This is a genomic window from Variovorax sp. dw_308 (assembly GCF_019207085.1).
GTDB lineage: Bacteria > Pseudomonadota > Gammaproteobacteria > Burkholderiales > Burkholderiaceae_C > Variovorax.
The window spans coordinates 201,920-226,285 of the sequence record NZ_JAATOM010000007.1 but is presented as its reverse complement, the minus strand read 5'-3'; the positions used below and the strand labels follow the sequence as shown (position 1 = coordinate 226,285).

Here is a 24,366-nt window from a genome sequence, read left to right as displayed (position 1 = left end):
CCCTCCGGGAGAGGGCAGGGTGAGGGCTGGCGGCGGTTACGAAGGCACTGCATCAACCACCGCCGCCCTCACCCCAACCCTCTCCCCGCAGGGGAGAGGGAGTCAATCAGGCGGCGACGAATTCATTCCACTTGCGGACCATGTACTCGTTCTCGTCCATCACCGCGTTCCAGCAGGCGATGCCGCCCATGCGCTGCTCGTAGCTGCCGCCGTCGCGCACCGAGCCGGTCTTGGCCAGCACGTCGCCTTGCGGGCTCTTGATGTCCTGCGTGGCGGGCTTGCCTTCCATCCAGTAGGCCCACTCGTAGGCCTCCATCTTGGTCTTGGCGGTGTCCAGCACAGCGCTGTAGTAGCCCTGGCGGTTGAGGTAGGCGCCGGCCCATCCGTCGAGGAACCAGTTGATGAATTCATAGGCGCCGTCGAGCTTCTTGCCGCTCAAGGTGGCCGGCAGGCCGAAACCGGCGGCCCAGGCGCGATAGCCTTCCTTCAGCGGCTGGAAGTTGCAGGCGATGCCCTTGGTGCGCACGGCGGTCACGGCGGGCGACCACATCGACTGAATCACCACCTCGCCCGAGGCCATCAGGTTGACCGACTCGTTGAAGTCCTTCCACAGCGCGCGGAACTGGCCGGCCTTCTTGGCTTCGATCAGCGTCTTGATCGTGAGGTCGATCTCCTGCTTGGTCATGTTGCCCTTGTCGGCGTACTTGTGGATGCCCTTGGCTTCCACCACCATGGCCGCGTCCATGATGCCGATCGATGGGATGTTCAGGATCGCGGCCTTGCCCTTGAACTCGGGGTTCAGCAGCTCGGCCCACGAGTCGATCGGGCGCTTGATCAGGTCGGGGCGGATGCCCAGCGTGTCGGCGTTGTAGGTGGTCGGGATCAACGACATGAACTGCGTCGGCGTGGCCGAGAACTTCTTCGACTTCTCGCCTTCGAGGTAGATCACCTTCTTCGGTGCCGTGCCCTGGTCGCCGACCTTCTTGCCGGCGACTTCGCCCTTGGTGAACAGCGACGTGATCTTGTCGGCGTTCTTGATCTTCTTGGTGTCGATGCCCTTGAGGTTGCCGGTGGGCACGATCTTCTTGAGCGAGAAGAACTCGGTGTCGATCAGGTCGAAGCTGTTGGGCGCGGTGACGGCGCGCTTGGTCACGTCGTCGGTGGTCACGGCCACGTACTGGATCTCGATGCCGGTGTCGGCCTTGAACTTCTCGCCGATGGCCTTGTCCTGGTTCACCGCGGTGCCGAGGTAGCGCAGCACGATCTTTTCCTGCGCGTGGACGAAGGGGGCCATGCCCGTGGCCAGGATGCCGGCGAGGCCCGCGCCGCCCTTGACGAGCGCGCGGCGTTGGATGCCTTGGTTGGAAGAATCGGTCGGGTCGGACATGGGAAGGCCTCCAGAGTTGGTGGTGAACAGGGAAAGCAACGTGAAAAGCGCAAGGAGTCGGGGTCAGCCCGGCGTCGGACCGCTGCAGGGGCGACAGGCGGTTGCCACGGGAGACGGCGGGCGCACGACGTCGAGGCGCGTGGAAGCCATGCGCTTCAGGCCGCTTCCGCAGCCAGTTCATCCCGCGGCGTGCGGCCGGGGGTGCTGCGTGCGGAAGGCCGCTTGACACCCGGCCCGAGCACCCGGGCATCCGCGGCGTCCCACGACAGCGTGACGTGGTCGCCTGCGCTGTACGGATGCCCCAGGAAGGTCGACTCGTTGAGCAGCACCGACACGCCTTTGCGCCCGTCGGCGGCCTGCGTGACTTCCAGCCCGAGCAGCACGTAGGTGCCCTGGTATTCCACATCGGTGATCACCGCACCAAGGCCGGACTCGTCTGCACCACGAATGCGCATGTGATCGTTGCGCACCGCGATGGGGCCTGCGGGCGTATCGATGACGTTGTGCCCGCCCATGAAGCGTGCGACGAACTCGCTCGACGGATGGTTGTAGACGGCGTGCGGCGAGCCGACCTGTTCGATCAGGCCGTGGTTCATCACGACCATGGTGTCGGCCAGCGCCATCGCTTCTTCCTGCGAGTGCGTGACATGGATGAAGGTGAGCCCCAGCTCCTTCTGCCAGCGGCGCAGCTCGGCGCGCATCTGGATGCGCAGGAAGGGGTCGAGCGCCGACAGCGGTTCGTCCAGCAGCAGCACGCGCGGTTCGGTGATGAGCGCGCGGGCCAGCGCGACGCGTTGCTGCTGGCCGCCGGAGAGCTCGGCCGGCTTGCGGTCGGCCAGGTGACCCATGGCGACGCGTTCGAGCAGGTTGCCGGCGCGCTTGTGGCGCTCGTTCTTCCCGACGCCCTTCATCTTCAGGCTGAAGGCCACGTTGTCGAGCGCGGAGAGGTGCGGGAACAGCGCGAAGCTCTGGAACATCATGGCCGTGCCGCGCGCCGCGGCGGGCAGGTTGGTGATGTTGCGGTTGTCCAGAAGCACGTCCCCGGTGGAGACCGATTCATGCCCGGCGATCATGCGCAGCGTGGTGCTCTTGCCGCAGCCGGAGGGGCCGAGCAGGCAGCAATAGCTGCCGCTTTCGATGCGCAGGTCGATCTGGTCGACGGCAGCAGGCGTGCCGGCCGCATAACGCTTGGTCAGCGCGACGATCTCAACAGCCGCAGGAGGAGGGGTGGCGACAGTTTGCATTGACATGACAATCGCAAGACATGTGCCAATGCGCGCGCTACCACGCGGCGCGCCGGATGCACCACGATCGGGCGCTTCGCGAGGCTCAGCGGCCGGTCAGTTCTGCGCCGGGTGTGGCGCCGACATGCGTGCCGACAGGGTCTTGCGTCCAGTATTCATAGGTCCATTGCGAAGTGAACCCCGCGCGCCGGTACAGGGCCAGCGCCGGCGCGTTGCCGGCCTCGACCTGCAGGAACACCCGCTGGTAGCCACGCGCCAGGGCGGCTCGCGCCAGCCCGGCCATCACCCGTCCGGCGAGGCCGCGCCCCCATGCCGATTGCTCCGTGCGCATGCCGTGCAGGCTGGCCCAGCCGTGGCCCAGCGCCATCGCCCCGGCGGCGACGGTGCGGCCGTCTTCCCGTACGCTGCCGAACAGCGTGCCGGCGGCGCGGCTCAAGGCCTGGACGCGGCTTTCGCCATCGACCGGGTCGAAGCCCTCGCCGAGGAAGACCGAGGCCCAGCCGGCGTCGGGCGCCGTGTCGACGTCGCCTGGTGCGCCGGGGGCGAGCGCGAGCAGCGCGCGCAGGTCGCCCGTCTGGGTGAGGGTGGGCTTGCCGCGCTGGCAGCCGCGTTCCTGCAGGGCTACGTGAAGGGCATCAAAGCAAGCCAGGTCGGCGATGCGGAACGCGGCCCGCAAGCCCTGCGCGGCATAGCGTTGCCCGATCCATTCGGCCAGCCCGGCGGCGTCCGCCGGCGCTTCATGGCGCAGCGGCACGGCGGATTTCGCGCGGCCGACCGTTCCGCTGTCGAAGGGCAGCAGCCATCCGTCGAGTTCCTCCACGGCGCGCGGCGCGACGGCCGCCAAGGTGGCGCGTTCGATCGCCTCGGTGTCTTCCTGTGTCATTCCTCAGGGCGGTGGAGCGAAGCGGGCGTTGGCCACTGTGCGCGCCGTCGCATCGCGTTGGCCCTTGCTCACGGTGTGCATGTTCTCGGCCACCCACTTGGCGCGCGCGGTGTTGATGTTGCCCGTGCGCTTCCAGTCGGCGAGTTCGGCATCGGGCTTGTGCAGCATCGCGGCCAGCCACACGGCCTGCGAGGGGTCGAGCCGCGCCGCGCCGCGCTTGAAGTAGCGCCGCGCTGCCGCCTCGGCGCCGCAGATGCCGTCGCCCCAGGGCGCGTTGTCGAGGTAGATCTGCAGGATGCGGGCCTTGCCGAGCGTCTGTTCCATCTCGACCGCATAGAGCATCTCGCGCAGCTTGCGCTCGCCGGTGCGTTCGCTGCCGGTGACCAGCATCTTGGCGAGTTGCTGGTTGATGGTGCTTCCGCCGCGCGCGATCTGGCCGGCCTTCTGGTTGGCGGCGGCTGCGGCACCCAGTTCGGTCAGGTCGTAGCCCGGATGCTCGAAGAAGCGCTGGTCTTCCGCTGCGATGACCGCGCGCGCCAGCCAACTCTCCGGCGACAGCCTGGCCGACGGGCCGCAACTGCTGCGGTTGCTCAGCAACACATCGGTGCCCAGCCCCTCGACGGTGAACTGCGAGATCTTCGGCTGCACCGTGAAGCTGTCGGCCGGAAGCGCGAGTTGCGCGCGCAAGGACATCGCGCCGCCGATGCGTGCGCGCTGCAGGTCGGGCACGGCCGGCGCGAACACGGCATACCACTTGTCGATCGGCCCTTCGTCCATGTCGACGTTGAGTTGCAGCTTGGTCTGCGAGAGCCGGCCGTCCCAATGGCCGCGCAGCGTCGAGGCGGTGGAGCCGGGCGTCATGGCCTCCAGCGTGCCGGTCAGCACGACGACGTCGCGGTGCACGGTGATGCGCAGGCGGTCGACGCTGATGGGCTTGGCGCCGAGTTCGGGCACGGTGGCGCTGCAGGGGGCGCAGACCAGTTCGAGGGTCTGCTTCGGGTCGTTCCAGGCAAAGCGGACCGGGCCGTAGCGGGTACCGAGGGAGCGGCCGTCCAGCCAGGGCGCGAACCATGGCGCGGTGGCCACGCGGATCACCGTCGGCACGCCGACGTCGAACCCGATCGGCCCGGCCTGCACCCGCGTCGCCCACTCCCCGGCCGCTGGCGCCAGCGCGATCTTGACGATCAGCACGACGGCCACGGCCGCCGTCACGCCCAGGGCCAGGCCCACGTAGAGCAGGTAGCGCAGGATCTTCTTCACGGGGTGCAGTCTCGTCGAAGTCGTTGAGTTGCGGCATGCGAGCTTGCCACAGCGGCGCGACGGCACCATAGCCGTCCAGCCGATCCGGAGGGTCGATGAACCGCGTCCTTGCCGCCTTGGTGTTGTTGCAAGTCCTCGCGATACCTTCGGGTATCACGGTGGCTTGCGCCTGGCCGGAACGACAAATCCATGGGCCTTATCAAGTGCTGCCAAGCGAGAAACACTGCACCGGCATGCAGGGGGGGCGGGCCCCTGTGAAAGCGCATCGCGCGATGATCGACAGGCGTTGTCGTCAGGCTTTGGGATCTTGTCGCACGCGAGCCAGGTGTTCCGGCAGCGGCCCGAGCGAGTTCAGGCGGTGCGAAGTGCAATGCACAAATGAAATCGCAGTCCGGTGGACTGCGATAAAGAAAACTGGAGCGGGAAAAGAGTCTCGAACTCTCGACCTCAACCTTGGCAAGGTTGCGCTCTACCAACTGAGCTATTCCCGCGTTTCCGAGCCGATGATTATATGCCGAAAATCGGCCCCGCCCAGGGCGTCGCCAGTTGGGCCTTTGCAGCAAGGGGGCGGGGCGAGGGCATCGGGCCTGTCCATCGCCCTGAATGATCAATGGCACGGAGCCCTCATCCCAACCCTCTCCCCAGAGGGAGAGGGGGCAAGAAGTGCATGTTTCATTCGACCACCCGTGCCGTCGTGATGGCCTGCCATGGCCCCGTGGACTTGCCGCTGGCCGCCGCCCAGTACCAGGCCGACGTGTCGGTGAAGGCGGCGCCTGCCGCGTCGACGATGCGTTCGCACACGCGCAACCTGGGCGTGCCGGGCCTGTCCGCGAGGAAGCAGCGCCACAGCCGCTCGCGTGGGTCGCGTTCCAGCCGCGCCTCGTCGATGCGATAGCCGAGCGCGCGATAGCAGTCGGCTGCCGGATGCAGCATGCGCGTGGGTGTACGCACTTCGCGCAGCACAAGGGTTTGCGCGCCGTCGGTCATACGGGCGATGTCGCCCGGGAAGTGTTCGGCAAAGCGCTGCTCCACCTCGCTGAGCGCCAGGGGACGCAGGCGTGCGCCGTCCCAGGTGTCGGGCCACGCCGTGGATGTGGCCGGCTGCGCGACAGCGGGGGCCGCCGGTGCGTGCACCGCCGTGGCGGCGCACCAGGCGATGCACAGCACCATGGCCGCCGCGAAGGCCGCCTTGTGCGCAATGCGCTGCATGAAATGGTTGGCGAACAGCAAGCGATCAAGCAACTGCATCGACATGGCGGCCTCCGTGAAAGGGGAAGGGTTGCGCGGCGGCGCGCATGCGGCGCGACGACACGGCCCATGCGATGCCGCCGCAGACGATCGAGAGCACGATCAAGCCCAGCGTCTCGTGCGCCCACGGCGCGAGCGGCCGACCGGCGCCTTCGCAGGCCACGAGCACTGCATTGCGCACGATGTTGCCCGCCATCACGAACAGGCTCACCACGGGCAGGCGCGCGAGAAAGTCGCGGTCGCTGCGACCGGCCCACAAGGCGACCGTGCAGGCGCTGAAGTAGCCGAGCCACACCATCTGCACGCCGGAGCAGGGCGCATCGACGATGACCATGCGGCCGTCGACGAACAAGGTGCTGCCTTCGCGCATCACGCTGAAGGCCGGCGCGAGCAGCCAGCGGCTGGCTTCGGCCGTGATCACGCGCAATGGATAGCCCGCATAGAACTGCAGGGAGGACAACAGCGGCAACGCGAGCACGGCCAGGCCCGCCACGGGCAGCAGGGCCACGCGGCGCGGCAGGAAGGCTGAGAGCCCGCATGCCAGCGCCAGCACCGCCAGCAGGCCCGAGACCAGCGGCGGCAGCCATGGCCGCAGCAGCGTGGCCGCGATCGTGCCGAGCATCGCCAGCGCAAGCCAGCCGAGGCGCGGCGAGGCGCGCAGGTCGCGCCGCGTGTGCCATGCCAGCACCGCCAGTGCGCCGAGGGCCAGCAGCCCCAGCGGATCGTCGGAACCGTCGCGCAGGCGGGCGGCCATCCAGAGCCAGGTCGGCGCCAGAGCCGCCGCTTGCAACGCGAGCCAGCCCGCGGCGGGTGCGCGGTCGAGGCGGATGCTCCAGTCCACGACGCGGGGATGGGTCCGGGCGAGGGATGCGAGTGACATCTTGCAAATCCCCTCAATGCGTCAGCCGACGTGCATCCTGGCGCCGCGCACGGCGGCGCAGCATGGCCAGCATCGACAGCACCACCGCCACGGCGCCGAGCAGTTCGGGCTCCGGCGTGCTGGGCACTTCGGCGCCCAGCGTCGGCGCGCCGCCCACCGCCAGTTCGCTGACGCCCTTGGGCAGCGGCTGCGGCTGGTCGACGCTCGCCGCATCCTGCGGCGCCGGGTTGCGCACCACCTTGTCGACGGCGATGAAACTGGTGTACTGCGTGAGCAGGCTGTAGCGCAGGCCCAGGTCGGTGATGCGCTTGGCAATCACGTCCGTGGGCTCGATCGACTCCTGGTCGCTCAGTGCGGCAATGCGATGGCGCGCCCACAGCGTGCGCAGCGCGGCTGTGTCCTGGCGGGTGCCCGCATCAATGGCCACCTCCTGGCGATACGGGCCGCTGGCGGCCTGGCCTTCGATGATGACGCGGCCCCTGGCTTCGCCGCGCCATTTGCCGAAGACGATCACCGGACGCTCGCCGAGCACATCGGGCAGTGCGCTCGGTTCCACGTCGTACACGTCGAGACCGCCGAAGGTGGCTTTCACATGCGTGAGTACTGGCGACTCGACCATGCGCTTGAAGCGTGCGGCCTGCTCGGGCGCCTGGACCGGGTCGGTGATGACGAACGGCTCGCCCATGCCGGCGCGCGCCAGGCCTTCCATCAGGTGGCGATTCACCGAACTGCCGATGCCGAAGGAGAACAGGTTGGCCTTGCCGAGGTTCTTGCGCACCAGTTCGAAGGCCTCGCGCTCCACGTCCACATAGCCGTCCGTCACCACGACGATCGAGCGCGAGACGTTGTCGGGCTTGGGTTCGGCATAGGCGCGCCTGAGCGCCGGGACCAGCTCGGTGCTGCCGCTGCCCTGGTACTGGTTGATGGTGGCCAGTGCCTGCTCGATGTTGGCGCGCGTGGCCGGCACCGACTTGGGCGAGAGCATCCGGCTGCTGCCGGAGAACAGCAGCACGTTGAAGGTGTCGCTCGGGCGCAGGCCGCCGATCAGACGCTCCAGCATGGTCTTGGCGGTGTCCAGCGGAAAGCCGTGCATCGAGCCGGAGATGTCGACCACGAAGATGTAGTCGCGCGGCGAGATCGCGCTGGCGGCCACCGACTTGGGCGGCTCGATCATCGCGAGGAAGAAGTTCTCGTCCTGGCCCTTGAAGAGCATCAGGCCGGATTCGATCTTCTCGCCGGCCAGGCGGTAGTCGAGGACGAAGTCGCGGTTGTTGGCGGGCTCGTTGCTGGCAGTCAGTGCCACGTCGGCATGCTTGTCTTCATCGTTTTTCTTCACGTCGATCGCGTGGGTGGCCGAGCGGATCTCCTTGATGCCCATCGGCGTATCGATCGTGACCTTGAGCTTGAACATGGTGTTGGGCGCCACGCCGGCGCGCAGCGTCGGCTGCGCCACCCACTTCGTCGCGGCCGGATCGGCCAGCGGGCTGTGATAGCGCGGACCCACCACGGTCGGGAACACGAACTGGTAGGTGCCCGCGTTCGGCACCAGCAACTCGGTGTAGTGCAGTTCCACTTTCACGTCATCGCCCGGCAGGATGTTGGCGACGTTCATCTGGAACACGTTGGGCAGGTGCTGCTCCAGCAACGCGGCGGTCTTGCCTTCGGCCTTGGCGGTGTTGTATTCGATCTGCGCCTGCTGCTTCTCGCGGATCTGCGCGGTGATGAGGCGGTCGCCCAGGCGCACGCTGAGACCGCTCACCGCCGCCCTGGTGGAGCCCGGGAAGACGTAGCGCGCCTCGATCGGGCGCTGGCCTTCGTTGCGATAGGTCTGCGTCACCGTCACGTCGGCGATCACGCCGGACACATGCACGTTGACCTCGGTGGCCTTGAGCGGCAGCCGGTCGGTGTCGGGCGAATCGCTCTTCACGAAGAAGTACGGGCTCTCGGTCTTCAGGCGCGGCCCCGGCGCCTCCTGCGCGGCGGCGGGGCGCGTGCTCAGCAGCACGAAGCAGGTCGTGGCAACGCTCACGGTGGCGAACCAGAGCCAGGGGCTGTGACGGGGAGAGGCGGCTAGCGTCATTGTTGTGTTTCCTCGGTCGTGCGAACTTGCACGGACCTCAATGTCGCGAGCGCAGGCGAAGCCAGTTGGAAGGCCGTGGGAATGAAGAAGCGCGAATGTGAAGCCTGTGTGAAGTCCGGCGGCACAGGGCTTCACACCCGCTTCGGACGGCGCGGCGAGCATCGCGGCTTCGAAATCGAGGAGGTACCCCATGAATTTCCAGGCGCTCAGGAATTCCATGCTGGTCAAGCTCGCCGGTCTGCTGTTGCTCACGCTGCTGCTGTGCATTCCGCTCGCGCAGATCGACGCGTTGAACCACGAGCGCGGGCAGAGCCAGCGGGAGGCCGCGCAGGAGCTGGCCCGCACCTACACGGACAGTCAGCAGCTGATCGGCCCCTTGCTCGTGGTGCCGTATGTGGAGCGATGGACGGAGGTGCAGCGCAATGCCGAAGGCAACGTCCTGCGCAACCTGCAGCGCAGCAAGGAGGCAGTGCACATCGTGTTCCCCGAGCGGCAACACCTCGAGGGCAGCCTGCTGCCGCAAGAGCGCTATCGCGGCATCTTCAAGGTGCCGTTCTACTCGCTCAAGGCAACGCTGGACGGCGGCTTCGCGGGCTTCGACGTGGCCAGTGTTCCGCACAGCGAGACCGATTCGCAGATCGAGACCCGGACGCCGTACATCGCGTTCAAGGTCAGCGATCTGCGCGGGCTCGACGGCTCTCCCGCGCTGGGGGTGCAGGGCGAGTCGCTGCATTTCGCGCAGCGCGTGCCCGGCCTCGCGGACGATGGCTTGCTGGGCGGCGGGATTCACGCGCCGTTGTCGGGCGAGGCGCTGGCGACGTGGAAGGCGGGCAAGCCCTTGCCCTTCGAACTGAAGCTCGCGCTGGTCGGGCAGGAGACCTTGTCGATGGTCCCGCTTGGCGGGGAGACGACGGCGCATCTCGTTTCGCCTTGGGCGCATCCGAGCTTTGTCGGGCGCTTCCTGGCATCGGAGCGCAGCATCACGGCGCAGGGCTTCGAGGCGCGCTGGCGCGTGTCATCGCTCGTGACGACCGCGCGCGAACAACTGCTGAGCGGCGTGGTGGCACGCAAGGGCAAGGACCCGGCATTCCTGCAATCGTTCGACGTATCGCTGGCGCAACCGGTCAACGTGTACTCGATGTCCACGCGTGCGGGAAAATACGGCGTGCTGTTCATCGGCCTGGTGATCATGGCGGCCTTCATGTTCGAACTCTTCCGCAAGTTGCGCATGCATCCAGTGCAGTACGGCCTGGTGGGTTTGTCGATCGCACTGTTCTTCCTGATGTTGCTGGCGCTGTCGGAGAAGCTCGCGTTCGGAATGGCCTATGCTGGGGCCGCGAGTGCCAGCGTGCTGCTGCTGGCCGCGTACTTCAGCGCGGTGCTGGGCGGCTGGCGGCGCGGCATGTCTTTCGGCGCGTACGTGGCGGTGTTGTATGGCGCGCTCTATGGCCTGCTGGCATCGGAGAGCAATGCGTTGCTGCTGGGCGCGCTGCTGGTCTTCGGCCTGCTGGCCGTGTTGATGCTGGCAACCCGCAAGGTCGACTGGTATGCCTTGTCGGCCGGCGCCGCGAATGCGGCAGGCCCCGTGCCGTCGTCGTCCTCGGCGAATTGATTGATTGATGAGAAAGCGCAAGTCCCCGATGTTGAATGGTTCTCCCAGGCTGAAGCGTGTGGTCCTATGGGGCGGCGGCGCGGTGGTTGCCGGCGCGCTGCTGGTGCTTGGCGCGGTGGGCGTGGCGGTGGTGGTGATCACGCCGAAGCTGCCCGACGTGTCGGCACTGGCCGACTACCGGCCCAAGCTGCCCTTGCGCGTGTATTCGAGCGACGAGGTGCTCATCGGCGAGTTCGGCGAGGAGCGCCGCGACCTGGTGCCCATCGGCGAGGTGCCGAAGGTGTTGAAGGATGCGGTGATCGCGGTAGAGGATGCGCGCTTCTACGCGCATGGCGGCATCGACTACGCCGGGTTGGCGCGTGCCGCCGTCACGAACGTCCTGCATGGATCCAGCCGACAGGGCGCGTCGACCATCACCCAGCAGGTCGCGCGCAACGTGTACCTGAGTTCCGAGAAGACGCTGACGCGCAAGGCCTACGAAGCGCTGCTCGCGTACAAGCTGGAGAGCACGCTCAGCAAGGACCAGATCCTCGAGATCTACCTGAACCAGATCTACCTCGGCAATCGCTCCTATGGATTTGCCGCCGCATCGGAAAGCTACTTCGGCAAGCCGCTCAAGAACATCACGACGGCGGAGGCCGCGATGCTGGCCGGCCTGCCGAAGGCGCCGGGCACCAACAACCCGCTGGTCAACCCGCGGCGCGCTCGCACGCGCCAGCTGCATGTGATCGGCCGCATGGAGGAAACCGGCGCCATCACCGCGGAGCAGGCCACCGCCGCGCGCAACGAGGAACTGCACCTGCGCGACGCGGCCGACCCTTCGCGCCTGCATGCGGAATACGTGGCCGAGTCCGTGCGACGCGAGATGCTGGCGCAGTACGGCGACAGCGTCTACACGCGCGGCCTGAAGGTCTACACGACGCTCGTGGCGGCGGACCAGGCGGCCGCGTACAGGTCGCTGCGCCGCGGCGTCATGGACTACGAGCGGCGCCAGCCGTACCGGGGGCCGGAGCAGTCGGTCGACCTGCCGGAGGAGCAATCCGCGCTCGACGATGCGGTGGACAGCGTGCTGGCCGATCACCCCGACAACGGCGATGTGATGGCGGCGGTGGTGCTGTCGGCGAGCCCGAAGGAAGTCGTGGCGGTGCGTGCCAACGGCGACTCCTTCCAGATCGCCGGCGAGGGCTTGCGGCCGATGCTGGCCAGCCTCGCCGCCAAGGCGCCGGACAACCTGAGGATCCGACGCGGTTCGGTCATTCGCGTGACGAAGACACCAAAGAACACATGGGAGATCACGCAACTGCCCGAAGTCGAGGCCGCCTTCGTCGCCGTCGACCCGCGCGACGGGGCGATCAAGGCACTGGTCGGCGGCTTCGACTACGACAGGAGCAAGTTCAACCACGTGACGCAGGCCTGGCGCCAGCCGGGTTCGACCTTCAAGCCCTTCATCTACTCGGCTGCACTGGAGAAGGGCTTCTCGCCAGCCACCGTGGTCAACGATGCGCCACTGGTCTTCGACAGCAGCGCGACTGGCGGCGCGCCCTGGGAGCCGAAGAACTTCGAAGGCACCTACGCCGGCCCGATGACGATCCAGCATGCGCTCGAGAAGTCGGTGAACATGGTCACCTTGCGCGTGCTGCAGGCGATCGGCACGCAGTACGCGCAGGACTGGATCACGCGCTTCGGGTTCGACCGCGACAAGCATCCGGCGGTGCTGCCGATGGGCCTCGGCGCCGGCTCGGTCACGCCGATGCAGATGGCCACGGCCTACTCGGTGTTCGCCAATGGCGGCTATCGCGTGAGCCCCTACCTCGTGACGCGCGTGACCGACTTCAAGGGCAAGGTCGAGTTCGAGAACAAGGCGCCAGTGCTCGATGAAAGCATGCGCGCGATTTCCGAGCGCAACGCCTTCGTGATGCGCACCCTGCTCAACAGCGTGGTGAAGCACGGCACCGCCTTCAAGGCCTGGCAGACGCTGAAGCGCGACGACCTGTTCGGCAAGACCGGCACCACCAATGATTCCATCGACACCTGGTTCGCGGGCTTCCAGCCGACGATGGTCGGCATCGCATGGGTCGGCTACGACACGCCGCGCCAGCTCGGCGTGCGCGGCGAGACCGGCGGCAGCCTGAGCCTGCCGATGTGGACCGGCTACATGGAGACGGCGCTGAAGGGCGTGCCGGTCGCTGCGCTGACGGCGCCCGAAGGCGTGGCCAATGTCGACGGCAACTGGTACTTCGACGACTTCACGCCGGGACATGGCGTGGCGAGCCTGGGCCTCGACGCGGCGACGCCTACGCCGCCGGCGGAACAGCAGGTTGGCGGGCCGAGTTCGCCGGTGCCTGTGACGGTCGCGCCTGCGCCCGCTGAAACGCCTGCACACCCCGAGGAGCGCAATCGGATACTCGACTGGTTTCGCTGAGCAGGGCCTTGCGTCGGTACTTCTGACGCCGAGCGTCTTCCACGAACGACGAGACCGGGCGGGCGAGGTCGAGGACACCGGGTGTCTCCCTCCGCGAATGTCCCCCGGCCTTCGGCCTCCTCCTTTATTTCGCTGCGGGAGACACCCGATGCCCTCGACCCCAGGACACGTCGCGTCGAGCCGGTCGATCAACCACTGCGCGTCCGGATCACGTCGATGGTGTGCTCTGCGCAGCGAAACAGAGGAGGAGGCCGAAGGCCGGGGGATATTCGCGGAGCAGAGTACGCCGTCGGCGTGATCTCGCTCGCAACGTTACCAATTCAGGCCTCTGCAGGCACTGACTTTGCCGTTAACTGGCGTACTTCATCCGATCGACTTCGGAGGTGCGCCTTACCCCACCGCGAGCCAGATGCGGCCGTTCTCGATCTTCACGGCATAGCTGCGGACCGGCTTGTCCGCTGGGGCATAGGTGGCCTTGCCGGTGCGCACATCGAACTTGCCCTGGTGCAGGGGGCACTCGATCTCGTGGCCTTCGAGGAAGCCGTCGCACAGGCGGCCGTCCCCGTGGGTGCAGCTGTTGTCCGTCGCGTGGATGGTGCCGTCGACGTCGAACAGCGCGATGTCGAGCCCGGCGGTTTCCACGCCGATGACGTCGCCCGGCGGCACCGCGTCGGCCGCGGCGATGTCGATCCACCGGGTGCTCATCGAAGACTCCACGCTCTGCACGTCAAGCGGTCCTGCACGGCGTTCATGTTCATAGCGGATAGATCAGTGAGTTGGGAATCATCTCGCTGTCGTAGACGACCAGGCGCGATGCGAACTTGAGGCCGTCGGGCATGCGCACGACGGTGTCGATGTAGCGACCCACGTTGTAGACCGTGGTCAGCTCGTTGAACTTGGTGCGGAACACGGCGTAGTTGGCCTCGCACTCGATGCGATCGCCCTCGACCTTGTGCACCAGCGGCGCACCGACGACGTGGCGCTGGTAGTACGGGTCGTGGAACAGCGTCTCCTTGATGCCGTAGACGCGGTCCATCAGCATGCCCTTGCTTTCGAAGGAGAGCGTTGCCAGCGGAAAGCCACGCTCATGGTTCTCGCGTGGCTGGATGCGGTAGACGCAATCGTCGGTGAAGAAAGCGGGCCACAGGTCCCAGTGGCCGGAGTCGACGGCGCTGGCGTAGTCGGCATGGAGCCGGACGAGTTCGAGGTAGTGATCGAACGGCATGGTCATGCTTCCATGACTTCGCGCCAGTATTGGTACATGCCACGGATCAGCGTCTCGGTGACCATGTGGTCGGTGTCGCCGACCTCGCGGCCGCCGAGCTCCACCAGCGTGCGGTGCGACGGCCTGGCCTCGAAGCTCATCTGCGACAGCTCGATCACCTCGCCATCGTCCGCCGACACGAAGCCCGCCGGCCCGAACAGGTTGGCCTGTCGCAGGCGGCGTTGCGTCATCTCTTCCGTGTCGTCCTCGAAGCCGAAGTGCGTCCAGACGAACTCGAAGGCGCCGTGGCCGTCTGGAATGATCTGCCGTGTCGACACGCTGTTGACTTGCTGCTGCAGGATCACGCTTGGGAACAGCGTGGTCATCACGGCGGTCGGGCCGCCCCACCAGGGCTCGGGCACGATGTCGAGGAAGCGCGGGTCCTGCAGTTGCATGCTGGCCTTGAAGCTCGACACCTGCGTGACCTGCCCGGCCTGTCCCTGCGCGCCGCGCGTGGAGATCATGGCCGCATGACGGTGGCGGCCATCCATCACCAGTTGCGACTTGTTGTCCGCGCGCCAGAGCCCGAAGGTGACGAACCAGGTGTGCAACAGGCCGGGGTGGTACGGGTCCTTGATGTTCTCCTGCATCAGCTTCCAGTTGCCAGGGATGCGCTGGCGGTTGTAGCCGAGGATGCGCAGCTTGCGTCCATTGAACAGGCGATCGAAGTAGTGCAGCACGGCCGGGCCGATGAAGTCTTCGAGCGACTCGACATCGTGGTCGAAGGAGGCGAACACCACGCCGCCGCGCACGGCCACCTTGAGCTTGGTGAGCCCGTGCTCGGCCGGCTTGAAGTCGGCCGGCATGCCGCCGTTGACCTTGCCGTCCTGCTTGACGCCGCGCCGGAACGGCACGCCCTGGAGGTTGCCATCGAGCGTGTAGCTCCACTGGTGATACGGGCAGGTGAACTCCTTGCGGTTGCCGTGGCGCTCGCGGCAGAAGGCGACGCCGCGGTGCGCGCAGGCGTTCTCGACCACATGCACGTCCGTGCCGTTGGCGTCGCGCACCATGATGACGGAGCGCTCGCCGATCGCGGTGCGCTTGAAGTCCCCGGCGTTGGGTATCTCCGCTTCGAGGCCGACATAGCACCAGTGGCTTGTGTAGAACAGGCGCGCCAGTTCCTCGCGGTGCAGCGCGTCGTCGGTGTAGGCGGCGAAGGGGATGCGGCTGGTGCCTGCGTCGTGCCAATGCAGGGCGGCTTCGTGGGCCATGGCTGTTGTCTCCTCGTGGGCGGCGCTCGCTTGCCACGATGGCCGTTTTGAGGGTATCAGCCAATCGGATCCGGCGAATACTGCACATCAAGTTGGTGAATACTGCAGGCATGGACCTTCACGAGATCGACCTCAACCTGCTGGTGGTGTTCAACCAGTTGCTGATGGAGCGCCGCGTGTCTGGCGCAGCCGACACGCTCGGCCTCACGCAGCCCGCCGTGAGCAATGCGCTCGCCCGCCTGCGCAAGCTGCTGGGCGATGAACTGTTCCTGCGCACGCCGGGCGGCATGGTGCCCACGCCGCGCGCCCAACTGCTCGCGCAGCCCGTGGCGGATGCGCTGGCGCTGCTGCACGGCGCGATGAACCAGCGCATCAGCTTCGACCCGGCGACGAGCCAGCGCAGCTTCAACATCGGCATGTCGGACATCGGCGAGATCTATTTCCTGCCGACGCTGATGGATGCGCTGAAGGCGCAGGCGCCGCAGGTGCGCATCAGCACGGTGCGCAACTCTGCGGTGAACCTGTCGGATGCGATGAGCGCCGGACAGGTCGACCTCGCGCTCGGCCTGCTGCCGCAACTGAAGGCCGGCTTCCTGCAGCGCCGGCTGTTTCCGCAAGGGTACGTGTGCGTGTTCCGCAAGAGCCATGCGCTGGACTTCGGCAGCGACGGCAAGCGACGCATCACGCTGGCCGAGTTCGCGGCCGCCGACCATGTGGTGGTGGAAGCCGCGGGCACCGGCCATGGCCGCGTCGAGGATGCCTTGCAGCGCCGCGGCATCCAGCGCACCGTGCGCTTGCGCGTGCCGCACTTCGTCGCGGTCGGGCACATCCTGGCCGGCACCGACATGATCGCCACGCTGCCGCAGCGCCTGGCCGAGAAGATCGTCGAGCCTTTCGGACTGACGTGGGTGAAGCATCCGGCGCCGCTGCCCGATACCGCGATCACGCTGTTCTGGCATGCGCGCTATCACCAGGATCCGGCGAACCAGTGGCTGCGGGAAGTGATCTTCGGGATGTTTGCGCGCTGATGCGGCTTCCCCGTCCAGAACGTCACTGCGTTGGATCGAGTTGCCGTGCGACAGCAATATCTGTGGCGCTCCGCATTGCTCTGCGCTGGATTGCGAAGTGGCATGAGGCCGTCGGCGCGATGCATTCGCGCTGCACCGAAAGCAGTGTCCTCATCGTTTCGATTTCGTGAACGTGGCGTTCGCGATGTGCGGCGCGCACGCGCCGAGGGGGCGCCAGAAAATCCGTTTCACGCGGAGGCCGCAAGGAAGCCGCACAAGAAACCCCTCAACCAAAGGCATCGAAATGAAGACTCTTCACATCCTCTCCGCGAGCGCATTGGCCCTGCTGGCTGCCGGCCTGCACGCCGAGACCTACGAAGGCGTTCAAGCTCCCGTCTCGGTCGCGAGCCGTGACGCCGTGTACTCCGACGCCGTGCGCACCGCGGCCGCGCCCGACCAGAACATTCCGCGCGGTTCGCGCGGCGCCGAGCGCTTCGTTGCACAGGCCGACGCATCCGCCGTCCGCGCCGAGGCCGTGTATGCCAACTACGCACCGGACCAGAACGTGTCGCGCGGTTCGCGCGTCAACAGCACCGTCGTGTCGACGATGCCGCATCCGCTCGCAGCACAAGCGCAAGTGCAAGCCAGCAAGAAGGCTCCGACCGTCGCGCAATAAGCGGCGCGCGACGTGCCGGCGCGTGTGCGCCGGCACCGCTTCCGTCTCTCGTCTTTCAATGGCTCTTCTTCGTCAGTGCCTCATGCAGGTCCGCTACCTGCAAGGCGATCCGCGCGCATCGATGCTGGAACTTGATGTTCCGGGAGATGGTGTGCCGCGGTTCTCTCCCCACTCACTTTCTATGCACGAGGCGGCTGCTCGTAGTAGCGGTGGAAAGGCGTGGACTTCAATGGACGCAACGCCCATTGATATCGCGCACCACTTCGCTTGTTGATGGCCTCTTTCATCGACTGCGCGCTGTACTCATAGTGGGGACACAGACGCGTTTCGTACTGCTTGTTCCAGAGTGGCGTGGTCCCGTAGGTCTTGGCGAAGAAGTCGATCAGTGCCGCCTCGGCGTCCCGGTAGGCTTCATCGTTGCCTTGCACGCGTGGAATGGCGATGCAGACCTGGAATGCGAAATCACCCACCAGGTTCTCGAGACTCCTGGCCCATTTGCGGTGCTGGCCGATGCGCTGGTTGAAGTTCCCTTCGCCGATGTACAGGGTGGGCGTCGCGCCGCGCGGATAGTCGATGCAAAAGTCGCCGTCGAGGCGAATGACATAGAGGCATCTCCTCAGCTTCTGCAGTGTGATGCCCAGCGCCGTCAGCTTGGGAACGATGTCCTGCTTCCATGTTTCATGCGGCATCCAGTCAATACGATGCCAGTCCAGAGCGACATGGACAGTTTTCTTCGGCATTCAAGCCTCCGGTAGTCTTCGATTGCCAGGTGCTGCTCACCCGCGTGCCGCCAGCGGCAAGGTCAAGGTCGCCAGCGCCCCCCCGCCCGGCCCGTTCACCAGTTCCACATGCCCCCGGTGCAGCCCCGCGATCTCCTTCACGAAGGCCAGCCCCAGCCCCGTGCTCTTCTTGTGGCTGTGCGGTCGCGCCAGCGAATAGAACTTCTCGAACACCTTGTCCTCCGCGTAGTCCGGTATCCCCGGCCCGCGGTCGCGCACGGTGATGCGCGCGAGCCGTGCGCTGGCCTGCAACGTGACGACCACCTCGCGCCCGGGCGGCGAGAAGGCGATCGCGTTCTCGAGCAGGTTGCTCACGGCGCGGCGCAACAGGAAGGGGTCGCCTTCGGTGGTCGCGAAAGGGGCGTCGATGGCGACCCGCACCGACACGGCGCGCGCCGACGCGGCAGCGCCCGCACTGCCCGCCACATCCTGGAGAAAGCCCGCCAGCGCAATCGGCTCCACGCGGTCCAGCGTGCGCCGCGCCTCCAGGGCCGTGAGCTCCATCATGCGGTCGACGATCTCCTGGATACGTTGCGTCTCGCGCGTGATGTTGACGAGGAAGTGCTCGCGCTGCGCCTGCGGCATCGACGGTTCCTGCAGCAGCTCGGCCGCGCCGCGGATCGCCGACAGCGGGCTCTTCACCTCGTGGGTGAAGTTCTGCACGTAGTCGGCCACGTAGTTGCGGCCGGTGAGCGCATCGCGCATCTCGCCGATGCCGCCGCGCAGCACGTCGACGGCGTGGCGCACCATGCGCGAAACGCTCAGGCGCGGCTGGCTGCGCACCCACTTCCAGTAGTCGGAGATGAGCCCGAAGGGCCGCACCAGCCACACCGACATGATGATCGCCAGCACCAGCAGCGCGAAGGCCGAACCCACGCCCACCCACAGCGTGCGGGCGCGCGCGTCCTCCACGAACTGGCCGAAGCTCTGCACCGGCTTGCCGACGCTCACCACGCCCACGATTTCCTCGCCCCAGCGGATCGGCGCGCCGACGTACATCACGGATGAGCGCGGGTCGCTGGCCACGTCGCGCGAGGTGCGTGCGCCGTATTCGCCGGCCAGCGAGCGCGCCACGTCCGGCCAGCGCGAGTAGTCATGGCCCAGCTGGCGCCCGGTCGAGTCGAAAACGACGCGGCCGGTGCGGTCGGTGACGTACACACGCAGCTCGACCTGGGTCTTGTGCAGGTTGTAGATCTGCGCCGAAAACTGGCGCGCATAAACCGAGCGAAATAGTGGCTCCAGCCTCGCGGTGTTGAGCGCGCCGGCGATCACGTCCTGCTCGACGAGGCTGGCCATCAAATGCGATGTCTCGACCAGCGACTCTTCCGCCGACTCGCGGTAGCGCGGATCGATGTCGGCCACCACGCGGTAGAGCAAAAACGCAATGCCGATGGTGTAGATCAGCAGGATGCCGATGAAGATGCGGGTGCGTTGCGTCACTCACGCACCGAAGGCAGTTCTTCGTTCAACGCATAGCCGGTGCCGCGCAGCGTGCGGATCGGCTCGACCTCGGGCGCGATGGCCTTGAGCTTGGCGCGCAGGGTCTTGATGTGGGCGTCCACCGTGCGATCGAAACTTTCGCTGGCGTCGTCCCAGACCAGTTGCAGCAACTCGTCGCGCGTGAACACGCGGCCGGGGCGTTGCACCATGAGCCTGAGCAGGCCGTACTCGTAGCGGGAGAGGTCGAGCACGCGGCCGTAGTAGCGGATCTGCATGCGTTCGGCGTCGAGCACGAAGGGCTGCGGCGCGGGTGTTGGCGCCGCGACCGCGACAGGTGCGGCCACGGGCGCCTGCGCCCGTCCGCTGCGGCGCAGCACCGTGCGTACGCGCGCCACCAGTTCGCGCGGCGAGAAGGGCTTGGCGACGTAGTCGTCGGCGCCGAGTTCCAGGCCGACCACGCGATCGATCTCGTCGCTGCGCGCGGTGAGGAAGATCATCGGCACCTCGACGCCGCCCGCTGCGCGCGTGATGCCCTGGAGCCGCTTGAAGAGCTCGAAGCCGTTCAGGTCCGGCAGGCCCACGTCGAGGATCGCGAGCGCGGGGGGCTCGGCGGCGAAGGACTTGATCGTGTCTTCCGCGGTCGCGCACCACACCGGCTCGAAGCCGTCGCTGCGCAGCACGTACTGCAGGGTGTCGGCAATGCCCGACTCGTCTTCGGCAATCAGGATGCGGGGCTTGGGCGGCATGGCGCGAATGGTACCGACTCGCCCAGCCGGCTTGCGCCGGGCCGCTGGATGCGCCTGCTCGACAGGGAGCGCCGCAGGCGCCCGGTGGCGGGCTGATCTCAGCTGGTCGGAATGCGGATCTGCAACTGCGCGCGCGAGGGCTCGGGCGCCACTTCCGCCGACACCGGTGCGAGCCAACGCGGCAGCAACAGTGCGCGGGCGAGTGCCGGCGAGCGGTGTTGCACTGCTTCCAGCTTCCCGAGCACGCGACCCGTGACCTTCAGGTAGCGGCGAATCAGCTTGCCGCGCCTCGGCGAGGTTTCGGCTTCCTGCGCTGCGACGTCCTCGACGTAGTCGTCCCAGTTGGAGCCGTCGAGGATGTTGCTGCAGACCGAGATGGAGGTCGACAGCGCGCGCGCCACGTGCCACCACTTGGCCGGCACGAAGACCATGTCGCCGGGATTGAGGATGGTGCGGTATTGCGTGGCCCGGGCCAGCAGGGGAAAGCGCTCCAGGTCCTGCATGACCGGATCGTCGATCAACGAATGGTTGTGGAAGAACTTCTTGGGATAGAGGTTCGGCGTGTCTTCCGGCGCGTAGACGATGAATTCCTTGTCGCCGTAGACCTGCGTGATGACCGCGTGCGCGTTCTCGCCGTCGAAGTGCATCACCGGGAACTTGCTGCCGACGCCGCCGACGAGCAGCTTCAGGTAGCCGTCGGGGCGGCGCCATTTCTCGGGCATCAGCGGGCTGGCGTAGCGGCGTGGAAAGGCGAACTTGTTCTGCGGGATCACGTCCGGCAGCAACTCGGGCAGCACCTCGTGCAGGAACGAGCGGTACATGTAGGGGCCCGGTTTCTCCGGGCTCGAGGCCGCCACTTCGTCGATGAACTTGTCGAAGGGCATGTCGCGGCCGTACCCGATGGCCACGGGCTTGCTGCCAAAGCGCTGCTTGAAATGCGCCGGCGTCCACTGGCGCATGGCCGACCATTCGCTGGCGACATTGGAGATGACGACCGGGCGGCCGGCATGCACATAGCGGGCAAGGAAGTCCTCGTAGTCCAGGCGCGCGGCATCCGCGCGTTCGATCGGGAGCCAGGGCGCGCGTGTCCGCCCGGCATAGTCGGCCGGCGAAGGTTCGGGTGTCGACTGTCCCTGATCAGCCGGGGGTTGCAAATGCATACTCGAATCCTACAAACGTCCCTGCATGGCGGCGATGCACCAGTCTTCGCACACTCCGGATAACGTCCGATAAAGTCACGTTCCCGCCAGATCATCGAGGATGGGGCACTCTGGCCGAAGGTCGCCGTGGCACCCATCCACCAGTTGCGTCAGCGTGTTGCGCATGGCCTGCATCGCGGCGATGCGCTGGTCGAGGTCGGCGAGGTGCCGCTGCGCGATGCTCTTGACGCTGGCGCTGGTCCGGGCGCGATCGTGCCAGAGTCCGGCCAATTCCGCGATCTCGTTCATCGGAAAGCCAAGGTCGCGCGCGCGTTTGACAAAACGCAGGGTGTGGATGTCGGCCTCGCCGTACTGGCGGTAACCGCTGTCGGTGCGGTCGACCGGCGGCAGCAGGCCGAGCCCTTCGTAGTGCCGCACCATGCGGGCGGAGACGCCGGACTGGCGCGCCGCTTCGCCGATCGCGACGCGCGCCATCATGCCGCCCGGTAGCCGGCGTTCTCGATGGCCAAGCGGATGTCTTCGCGCGCCTGGTGGGTCAGCACATCCACATGGCCGGTGGGCAGGTCCACGGTGACCTGGGCTTCGGGGTCGACCTGCTTCACGGCTTGCGTCACGCTTTCCGCGCAATGGGCGCAGCTCATGCCATCGACCTGGAATTTCTGGCTCATGGGTAGTGCTCCTCATTTTTCTGGACGGTCCGGAGTGTGGATGCTGCCGACGCGGCACGGCCGTGCACGTCGGACTTGACCTTGCCACGGTGTGAGACTTTAGCCTTGGGCCTGTGAACAGGTGGGCGACATGAATACCTCGAAGGAAGCGATGCTGGATATATCGGTGGGCGGGATGACCTGCGCCTCGTGCGTGGGCCGGGTCGAGCGCGCTTTGCGCCAGGTGCCGGGGGTGACCGCGGCCACGGTGAACCTGGCGACGGAGTCGGCGCGCGTGGCCTGGGGCGGGGCGAGCGCGGTCGAGGCCATGGATGCGCGCCTGCGCCGCGCCGTGCGTGCCGCGGGCTATGAGCCGCGCGCGGCGATCGTCGGGGCGGGGCCGGCGGTGTCGGCCTGGCAGGGCTTCGGACCGGTCGCGGCAGGGTTGCTGTTGTCGGCGCCGCTGCTCGCGCCGATGCTGCTGGCGCCGCTGGGCTTCGCGGTCATGTTGCCGCCGTGGCTGCAACTGTTGCTGGCGGCGCCCGTGCAGTTCTGGCTGGGCGCACGCTTCTACCGCGCCGGCTGGCATGCGCTGAAAGCGGGCGCCGGCAACATGGACCTGCTGGTGGCGCTGGGCACGAGCGCGGCTTTCGGGCTGTCGCTCTGGCTCTGGTGGCGGGCCGGCGCGGGCGCGCATGCGGGGCACGCGGCGCCGCACCTCTACTTCGAGGCTTCGGCGGTGGTGATCGCGCTGGTCATCCTCGGCAAGTGGCTGGAGGCGCGCGCCAAGCGGCAGGCGACATCGGCGATCCGGGCCTTGCAGCAGCTTCGCCCTGAGGTGGCGCACCTGCTCGGTCCGCGGGGGGAGTCGGACCTGCCGCTGGCCGAGGTCATGCCGGGTGACCGGCTGGCGGTGTGGGCGGGCGAGCGCGTGCCGGCCGACGCGCGGGTGCTGGAGGGCGAGTCGGAGGTGGATGAATCGATGCTGACGGGCGAGCCGCTGCCGGTGCCCAAGCGCGTGGGGGACGGCGTGACCGGTGGCGCGGTCAACGGCGGCGGGCGGCTGGTGGTCGAGGTGCGCGCAGTCGGCGCCGAGAGCGTGCTGTCGCGCATCATCCGGCTGGTCGAGGACGCGCAGGCGGCGAAGGCGCCGATCCAGAAGCTGGTCGACAAGGTCTCCGCCGTGTTCGTGCCGGCGGTGTTGCTGATCGGGCTGGCGACGCTGCTCGGCTGGTTGCTGGCCGGCGCGGGAATCGAGCCGGCGCTGGTGCATGCGGTGACCGTGCTGGTCATCGCCTGCCCGTGCGCGCTGGGCCTGGCGACGCCGGTGGCGGTGATTGCCGGTACCGGCGTGGCGGCGCGGCGCGGCATCCTGATCAAGGACGCGCAGGCGCTGGAGCTGGCGCATCGCGTGGACACGGTGGCCTTCGACAAGACCGGCACGCTCACGCTCGGCACGCCGGAACTCACGGCCCTGCTGCCGGTGGGCGAGGGTGAGGGCCAGGAGGCGGCGTTGCTGGGCGTGGCGGCGGCATTGCAAGGCGGCGTCGGCCATCCGCTGGCGCGCGCCGTGATCGCGGCGGCGCAGCGGCGCGGCCTGCAGGTGGCATCGGCGCGTGACGTGCAGGCGCTGCCGGGGCGCGGCGTGCGTGGCGTGGTGGACGGCAGCGAGTGGGCCGTGGCGAGCCTGCGCTGGTGCGAGGAACTCGGCGTGCCGGTCGAGCCGCCGCCGGCATTGCAGGAACAGGGCGCGACCTTGTCCGCGCTGCTCCAGTTCGAAGGCGCGCGCCCGGTGTTGCGTGCGCTGCTGGCCTTCAGCGACCAGCCCAAGCCGCATGCGGCCGAAGCCATCGCCGCGCTGCGCTCGCGCGGCCTGCGCGTGGTGATGATCTCCGGCGACAACCAGCGCGCGGCGCGCGCGATGGCCGCACGCCTGGGCATCGATGCGGCGGAGGTCCACGCCGAGGTGCTGCCGGCCGACAAGGCGGCGGTGGTCGGCGCGTTGAGGCACGGCGGGCACGTGGTCGCGATGGTCGGCGACGGCGTCAACGATGCACCGGCACTGGCCGCGGCCGACGTCGGCATCGCCATGGCGCATGCGCAGGGCGGCACGGACGTGGCCATGGAGGCCGCCGGCATCACGCTGATGCGCGGCGACCTGGCGCTGGTGGCCGAGGCGCTGGAGCTTTCGAGGCGCACCGTCGGCAAGATCCGGCAGAACCTGTTCTGGGCCTTTGCCTACAACGCGGCCGGCGTGCCGCTCGCGGCGCTGGGCCTGCTGAGCCCGGTGGTGGCGGGCGCGGCGATGGCGCTCTCCAGTGTCAGCGTGATGGCGAACGCGCTGTTGCTGCGGCGCTGGAAGCCGTCGCGCCCGCAAGCCTGAACAACTCGGTCAGCAAGGCTGCCGTATGCTGACGCCC

21 protein-coding genes and 1 tRNA gene are annotated in these 24,366 nt (G+C 67.6%); 5 read left to right on the top strand and 17 right to left on the bottom strand.

The window, feature by feature from the left end; translation table 11 throughout:
• Positions 1–106 precede the first annotated feature (106 nt).
• The 8 genes from HCU76_RS16905 to HCU76_RS16870 all read right to left on the bottom strand — a co-directional run bounded on the left by HCU76_RS16905 (position 107) and on the right by HCU76_RS16870 (position 8,982).
• Positions 107–1,387, bottom strand: coding sequence for a PotD/PotF family extracellular solute-binding protein (locus HCU76_RS16905; protein WP_218510067.1), 1,281 nt, complete (start codon positions 1,385–1,387; stop codon positions 107–109).
• A gap of 155 nt (positions 1,388–1,542) precedes the next feature.
• Positions 1,543–2,631, bottom strand: a complete 1,089-nt coding sequence (locus HCU76_RS16900) for an ABC transporter ATP-binding protein (RefSeq protein ID WP_218510116.1) — start codon at positions 2,629–2,631, stop codon at positions 1,543–1,545.
• A gap of 85 nt (positions 2,632–2,716) precedes the next feature.
• On the bottom strand, positions 2,717–3,514 hold the full coding sequence (locus HCU76_RS16895) for a GNAT family N-acetyltransferase (RefSeq protein WP_218510066.1): 798 nt from the start codon (positions 3,512–3,514) through the stop codon (positions 2,717–2,719).
• 3 nt (positions 3,515–3,517) lie between these two features.
• Entirely contained in the window at positions 3,518–4,774 is a 1,257-nt protein-coding gene (locus HCU76_RS16890; RefSeq protein WP_218510065.1) for a biosynthetic peptidoglycan transglycosylase, read from the bottom strand.
• 415 nt (positions 4,775–5,189) lie between these two features.
• Positions 5,190–5,265: transfer RNA gene (locus HCU76_RS16885), tRNA-Gly, on the bottom strand.
• 181 nt (positions 5,266–5,446) lie between these two features.
• A complete protein-coding gene (locus HCU76_RS16880) occupies positions 5,447–6,028 on the bottom strand; it encodes a hypothetical protein (RefSeq protein ID WP_218510064.1) in 582 nt (193 codons plus the stop codon).
• Positions 6,009–6,902 (bottom strand): exosortase Q, encoded by an 894-nt coding sequence (gene xrtQ / locus HCU76_RS16875; RefSeq protein WP_218510063.1) that lies wholly within the window; start codon positions 6,900–6,902, stop codon positions 6,009–6,011. Before xrtQ ends, HCU76_RS16880 begins: the two co-directional genes overlap by 20 nt.
• Before the next feature lie 13 nt (positions 6,903–6,915).
• A complete protein-coding gene (locus tag HCU76_RS16870) occupies positions 6,916–8,982 on the bottom strand; it encodes a VIT domain-containing protein (protein ID WP_218510062.1) in 2,067 nt (688 codons plus the stop codon).
• 190 nt (positions 8,983–9,172) lie between these two features.
• On the opposite strand from HCU76_RS16870, the gene creD reads away from it, so the two are divergent.
• Both creD and HCU76_RS16860 read left to right on the top strand, forming a co-directional pair.
• Positions 9,173–10,594 carry a cell envelope integrity protein CreD gene (creD, locus tag HCU76_RS16865; protein WP_218510061.1) on the top strand — a complete coding sequence of 474 codons (1,422 nt, stop codon included), beginning with the start codon at positions 9,173–9,175 and terminating at the stop codon, positions 10,592–10,594.
• Positions 10,595–10,622: 28 nt separating this feature from the next.
• Positions 10,623–13,016 (top strand): penicillin-binding protein 1A, encoded by a 2,394-nt coding sequence (locus tag HCU76_RS16860; RefSeq protein WP_256354235.1) that lies wholly within the window; start codon positions 10,623–10,625, stop codon positions 13,014–13,016.
• Between the two features lie 390 nt (positions 13,017–13,406).
• Here the strand turns inward: HCU76_RS16860 and HCU76_RS16855 are convergent, their stop codons facing one another.
• Genes HCU76_RS16855 through HCU76_RS16845 form a run of 3 tightly spaced genes read right to left on the bottom strand, consistent with a single transcriptional unit; the run spans position 13,407 to position 15,491 of the window.
• A complete protein-coding gene (locus HCU76_RS16855; protein WP_213959045.1) occupies positions 13,407–13,721 on the bottom strand; it encodes a non-heme iron oxygenase ferredoxin subunit in 315 nt (104 codons plus the stop codon).
• 49 nt (positions 13,722–13,770) lie between these two features.
• A complete protein-coding gene (locus tag HCU76_RS16850) occupies positions 13,771–14,241 on the bottom strand; it encodes an aromatic-ring-hydroxylating dioxygenase subunit beta (protein WP_218510115.1) in 471 nt (156 codons plus the stop codon).
• A 2-nt stretch (positions 14,242–14,243) separates the two neighbouring features.
• A complete protein-coding gene (locus HCU76_RS16845; RefSeq protein WP_213959043.1) occupies positions 14,244–15,491 on the bottom strand; it encodes an aromatic ring-hydroxylating dioxygenase subunit alpha in 1,248 nt (415 codons plus the stop codon).
• A gap of 110 nt (positions 15,492–15,601) precedes the next feature.
• On the opposite strand from HCU76_RS16845, the gene HCU76_RS16840 reads away from it, so the two are divergent.
• Positions 15,602–16,519 (top strand): LysR family transcriptional regulator, encoded by a 918-nt coding sequence (locus tag HCU76_RS16840; protein ID WP_218510059.1) that lies wholly within the window; start codon positions 15,602–15,604, stop codon positions 16,517–16,519.
• Between the two features lie 283 nt (positions 16,520–16,802).
• Positions 16,803–17,174 carry a DUF4148 domain-containing protein gene (locus HCU76_RS16835; protein ID WP_213959041.1) on the top strand — a complete coding sequence of 124 codons (372 nt, stop codon included), beginning with the start codon at positions 16,803–16,805 and terminating at the stop codon, positions 17,172–17,174.
• A 179-nt stretch (positions 17,175–17,353) separates the two neighbouring features.
• Here HCU76_RS16835 and HCU76_RS16830 read toward each other — a convergent pair whose 3' ends face one another.
• The 6 genes from HCU76_RS16830 to HCU76_RS16805 all read right to left on the bottom strand — a co-directional run bounded on the left by HCU76_RS16830 (position 17,354) and on the right by HCU76_RS16805 (position 21,967).
• On the bottom strand, positions 17,354–17,914 hold the full coding sequence (locus tag HCU76_RS16830) for a hypothetical protein (RefSeq protein ID WP_213959040.1): 561 nt from the start codon (positions 17,912–17,914) through the stop codon (positions 17,354–17,356).
• Between the two features lie 36 nt (positions 17,915–17,950).
• Positions 17,951–19,393 carry a two-component system sensor histidine kinase CreC gene (gene creC / locus HCU76_RS16825; protein WP_218510058.1) on the bottom strand — a complete coding sequence of 481 codons (1,443 nt, stop codon included), beginning with the start codon at positions 19,391–19,393 and terminating at the stop codon, positions 17,951–17,953.
• Positions 19,390–20,139: a two-component system response regulator CreB gene (gene creB, locus HCU76_RS16820; RefSeq protein ID WP_213959038.1), complete on the bottom strand. Its 750-nt coding sequence runs from the start codon at positions 20,137–20,139 to the stop codon at positions 19,390–19,392. Before creB ends, creC begins: the two co-directional genes overlap by 4 nt.
• A gap of 98 nt (positions 20,140–20,237) precedes the next feature.
• A complete protein-coding gene (locus HCU76_RS16815) occupies positions 20,238–21,299 on the bottom strand; it encodes a cupin-like domain-containing protein (RefSeq protein ID WP_213959037.1) in 1,062 nt (353 codons plus the stop codon).
• 75 nt (positions 21,300–21,374) lie between these two features.
• On the bottom strand, positions 21,375–21,776 hold the full coding sequence (gene cueR, locus HCU76_RS16810; RefSeq protein WP_213959036.1) for a Cu(I)-responsive transcriptional regulator: 402 nt from the start codon (positions 21,774–21,776) through the stop codon (positions 21,375–21,377).
• Positions 21,773–21,967: a heavy-metal-associated domain-containing protein gene (locus HCU76_RS16805; RefSeq protein WP_213959035.1), complete on the bottom strand. Its 195-nt coding sequence runs from the start codon at positions 21,965–21,967 to the stop codon at positions 21,773–21,775. The genes cueR and HCU76_RS16805 overlap by 4 nt, the downstream gene beginning before the upstream one ends.
• Positions 21,968–22,097: 130 nt before the next feature.
• Here HCU76_RS16805 and HCU76_RS16800 point away from each other — a divergent pair, with 130 nt between their 5' ends.
• The gene (locus tag HCU76_RS16800) at positions 22,098–24,329 is read left to right on the top strand and encodes a cation-translocating P-type ATPase (RefSeq protein ID WP_218510057.1); all 2,232 of its coding nucleotides are present in this window, start codon (positions 22,098–22,100) and stop codon (positions 24,327–24,329) included.
• Positions 24,330–24,366: the final 37 nt, after the last annotated feature.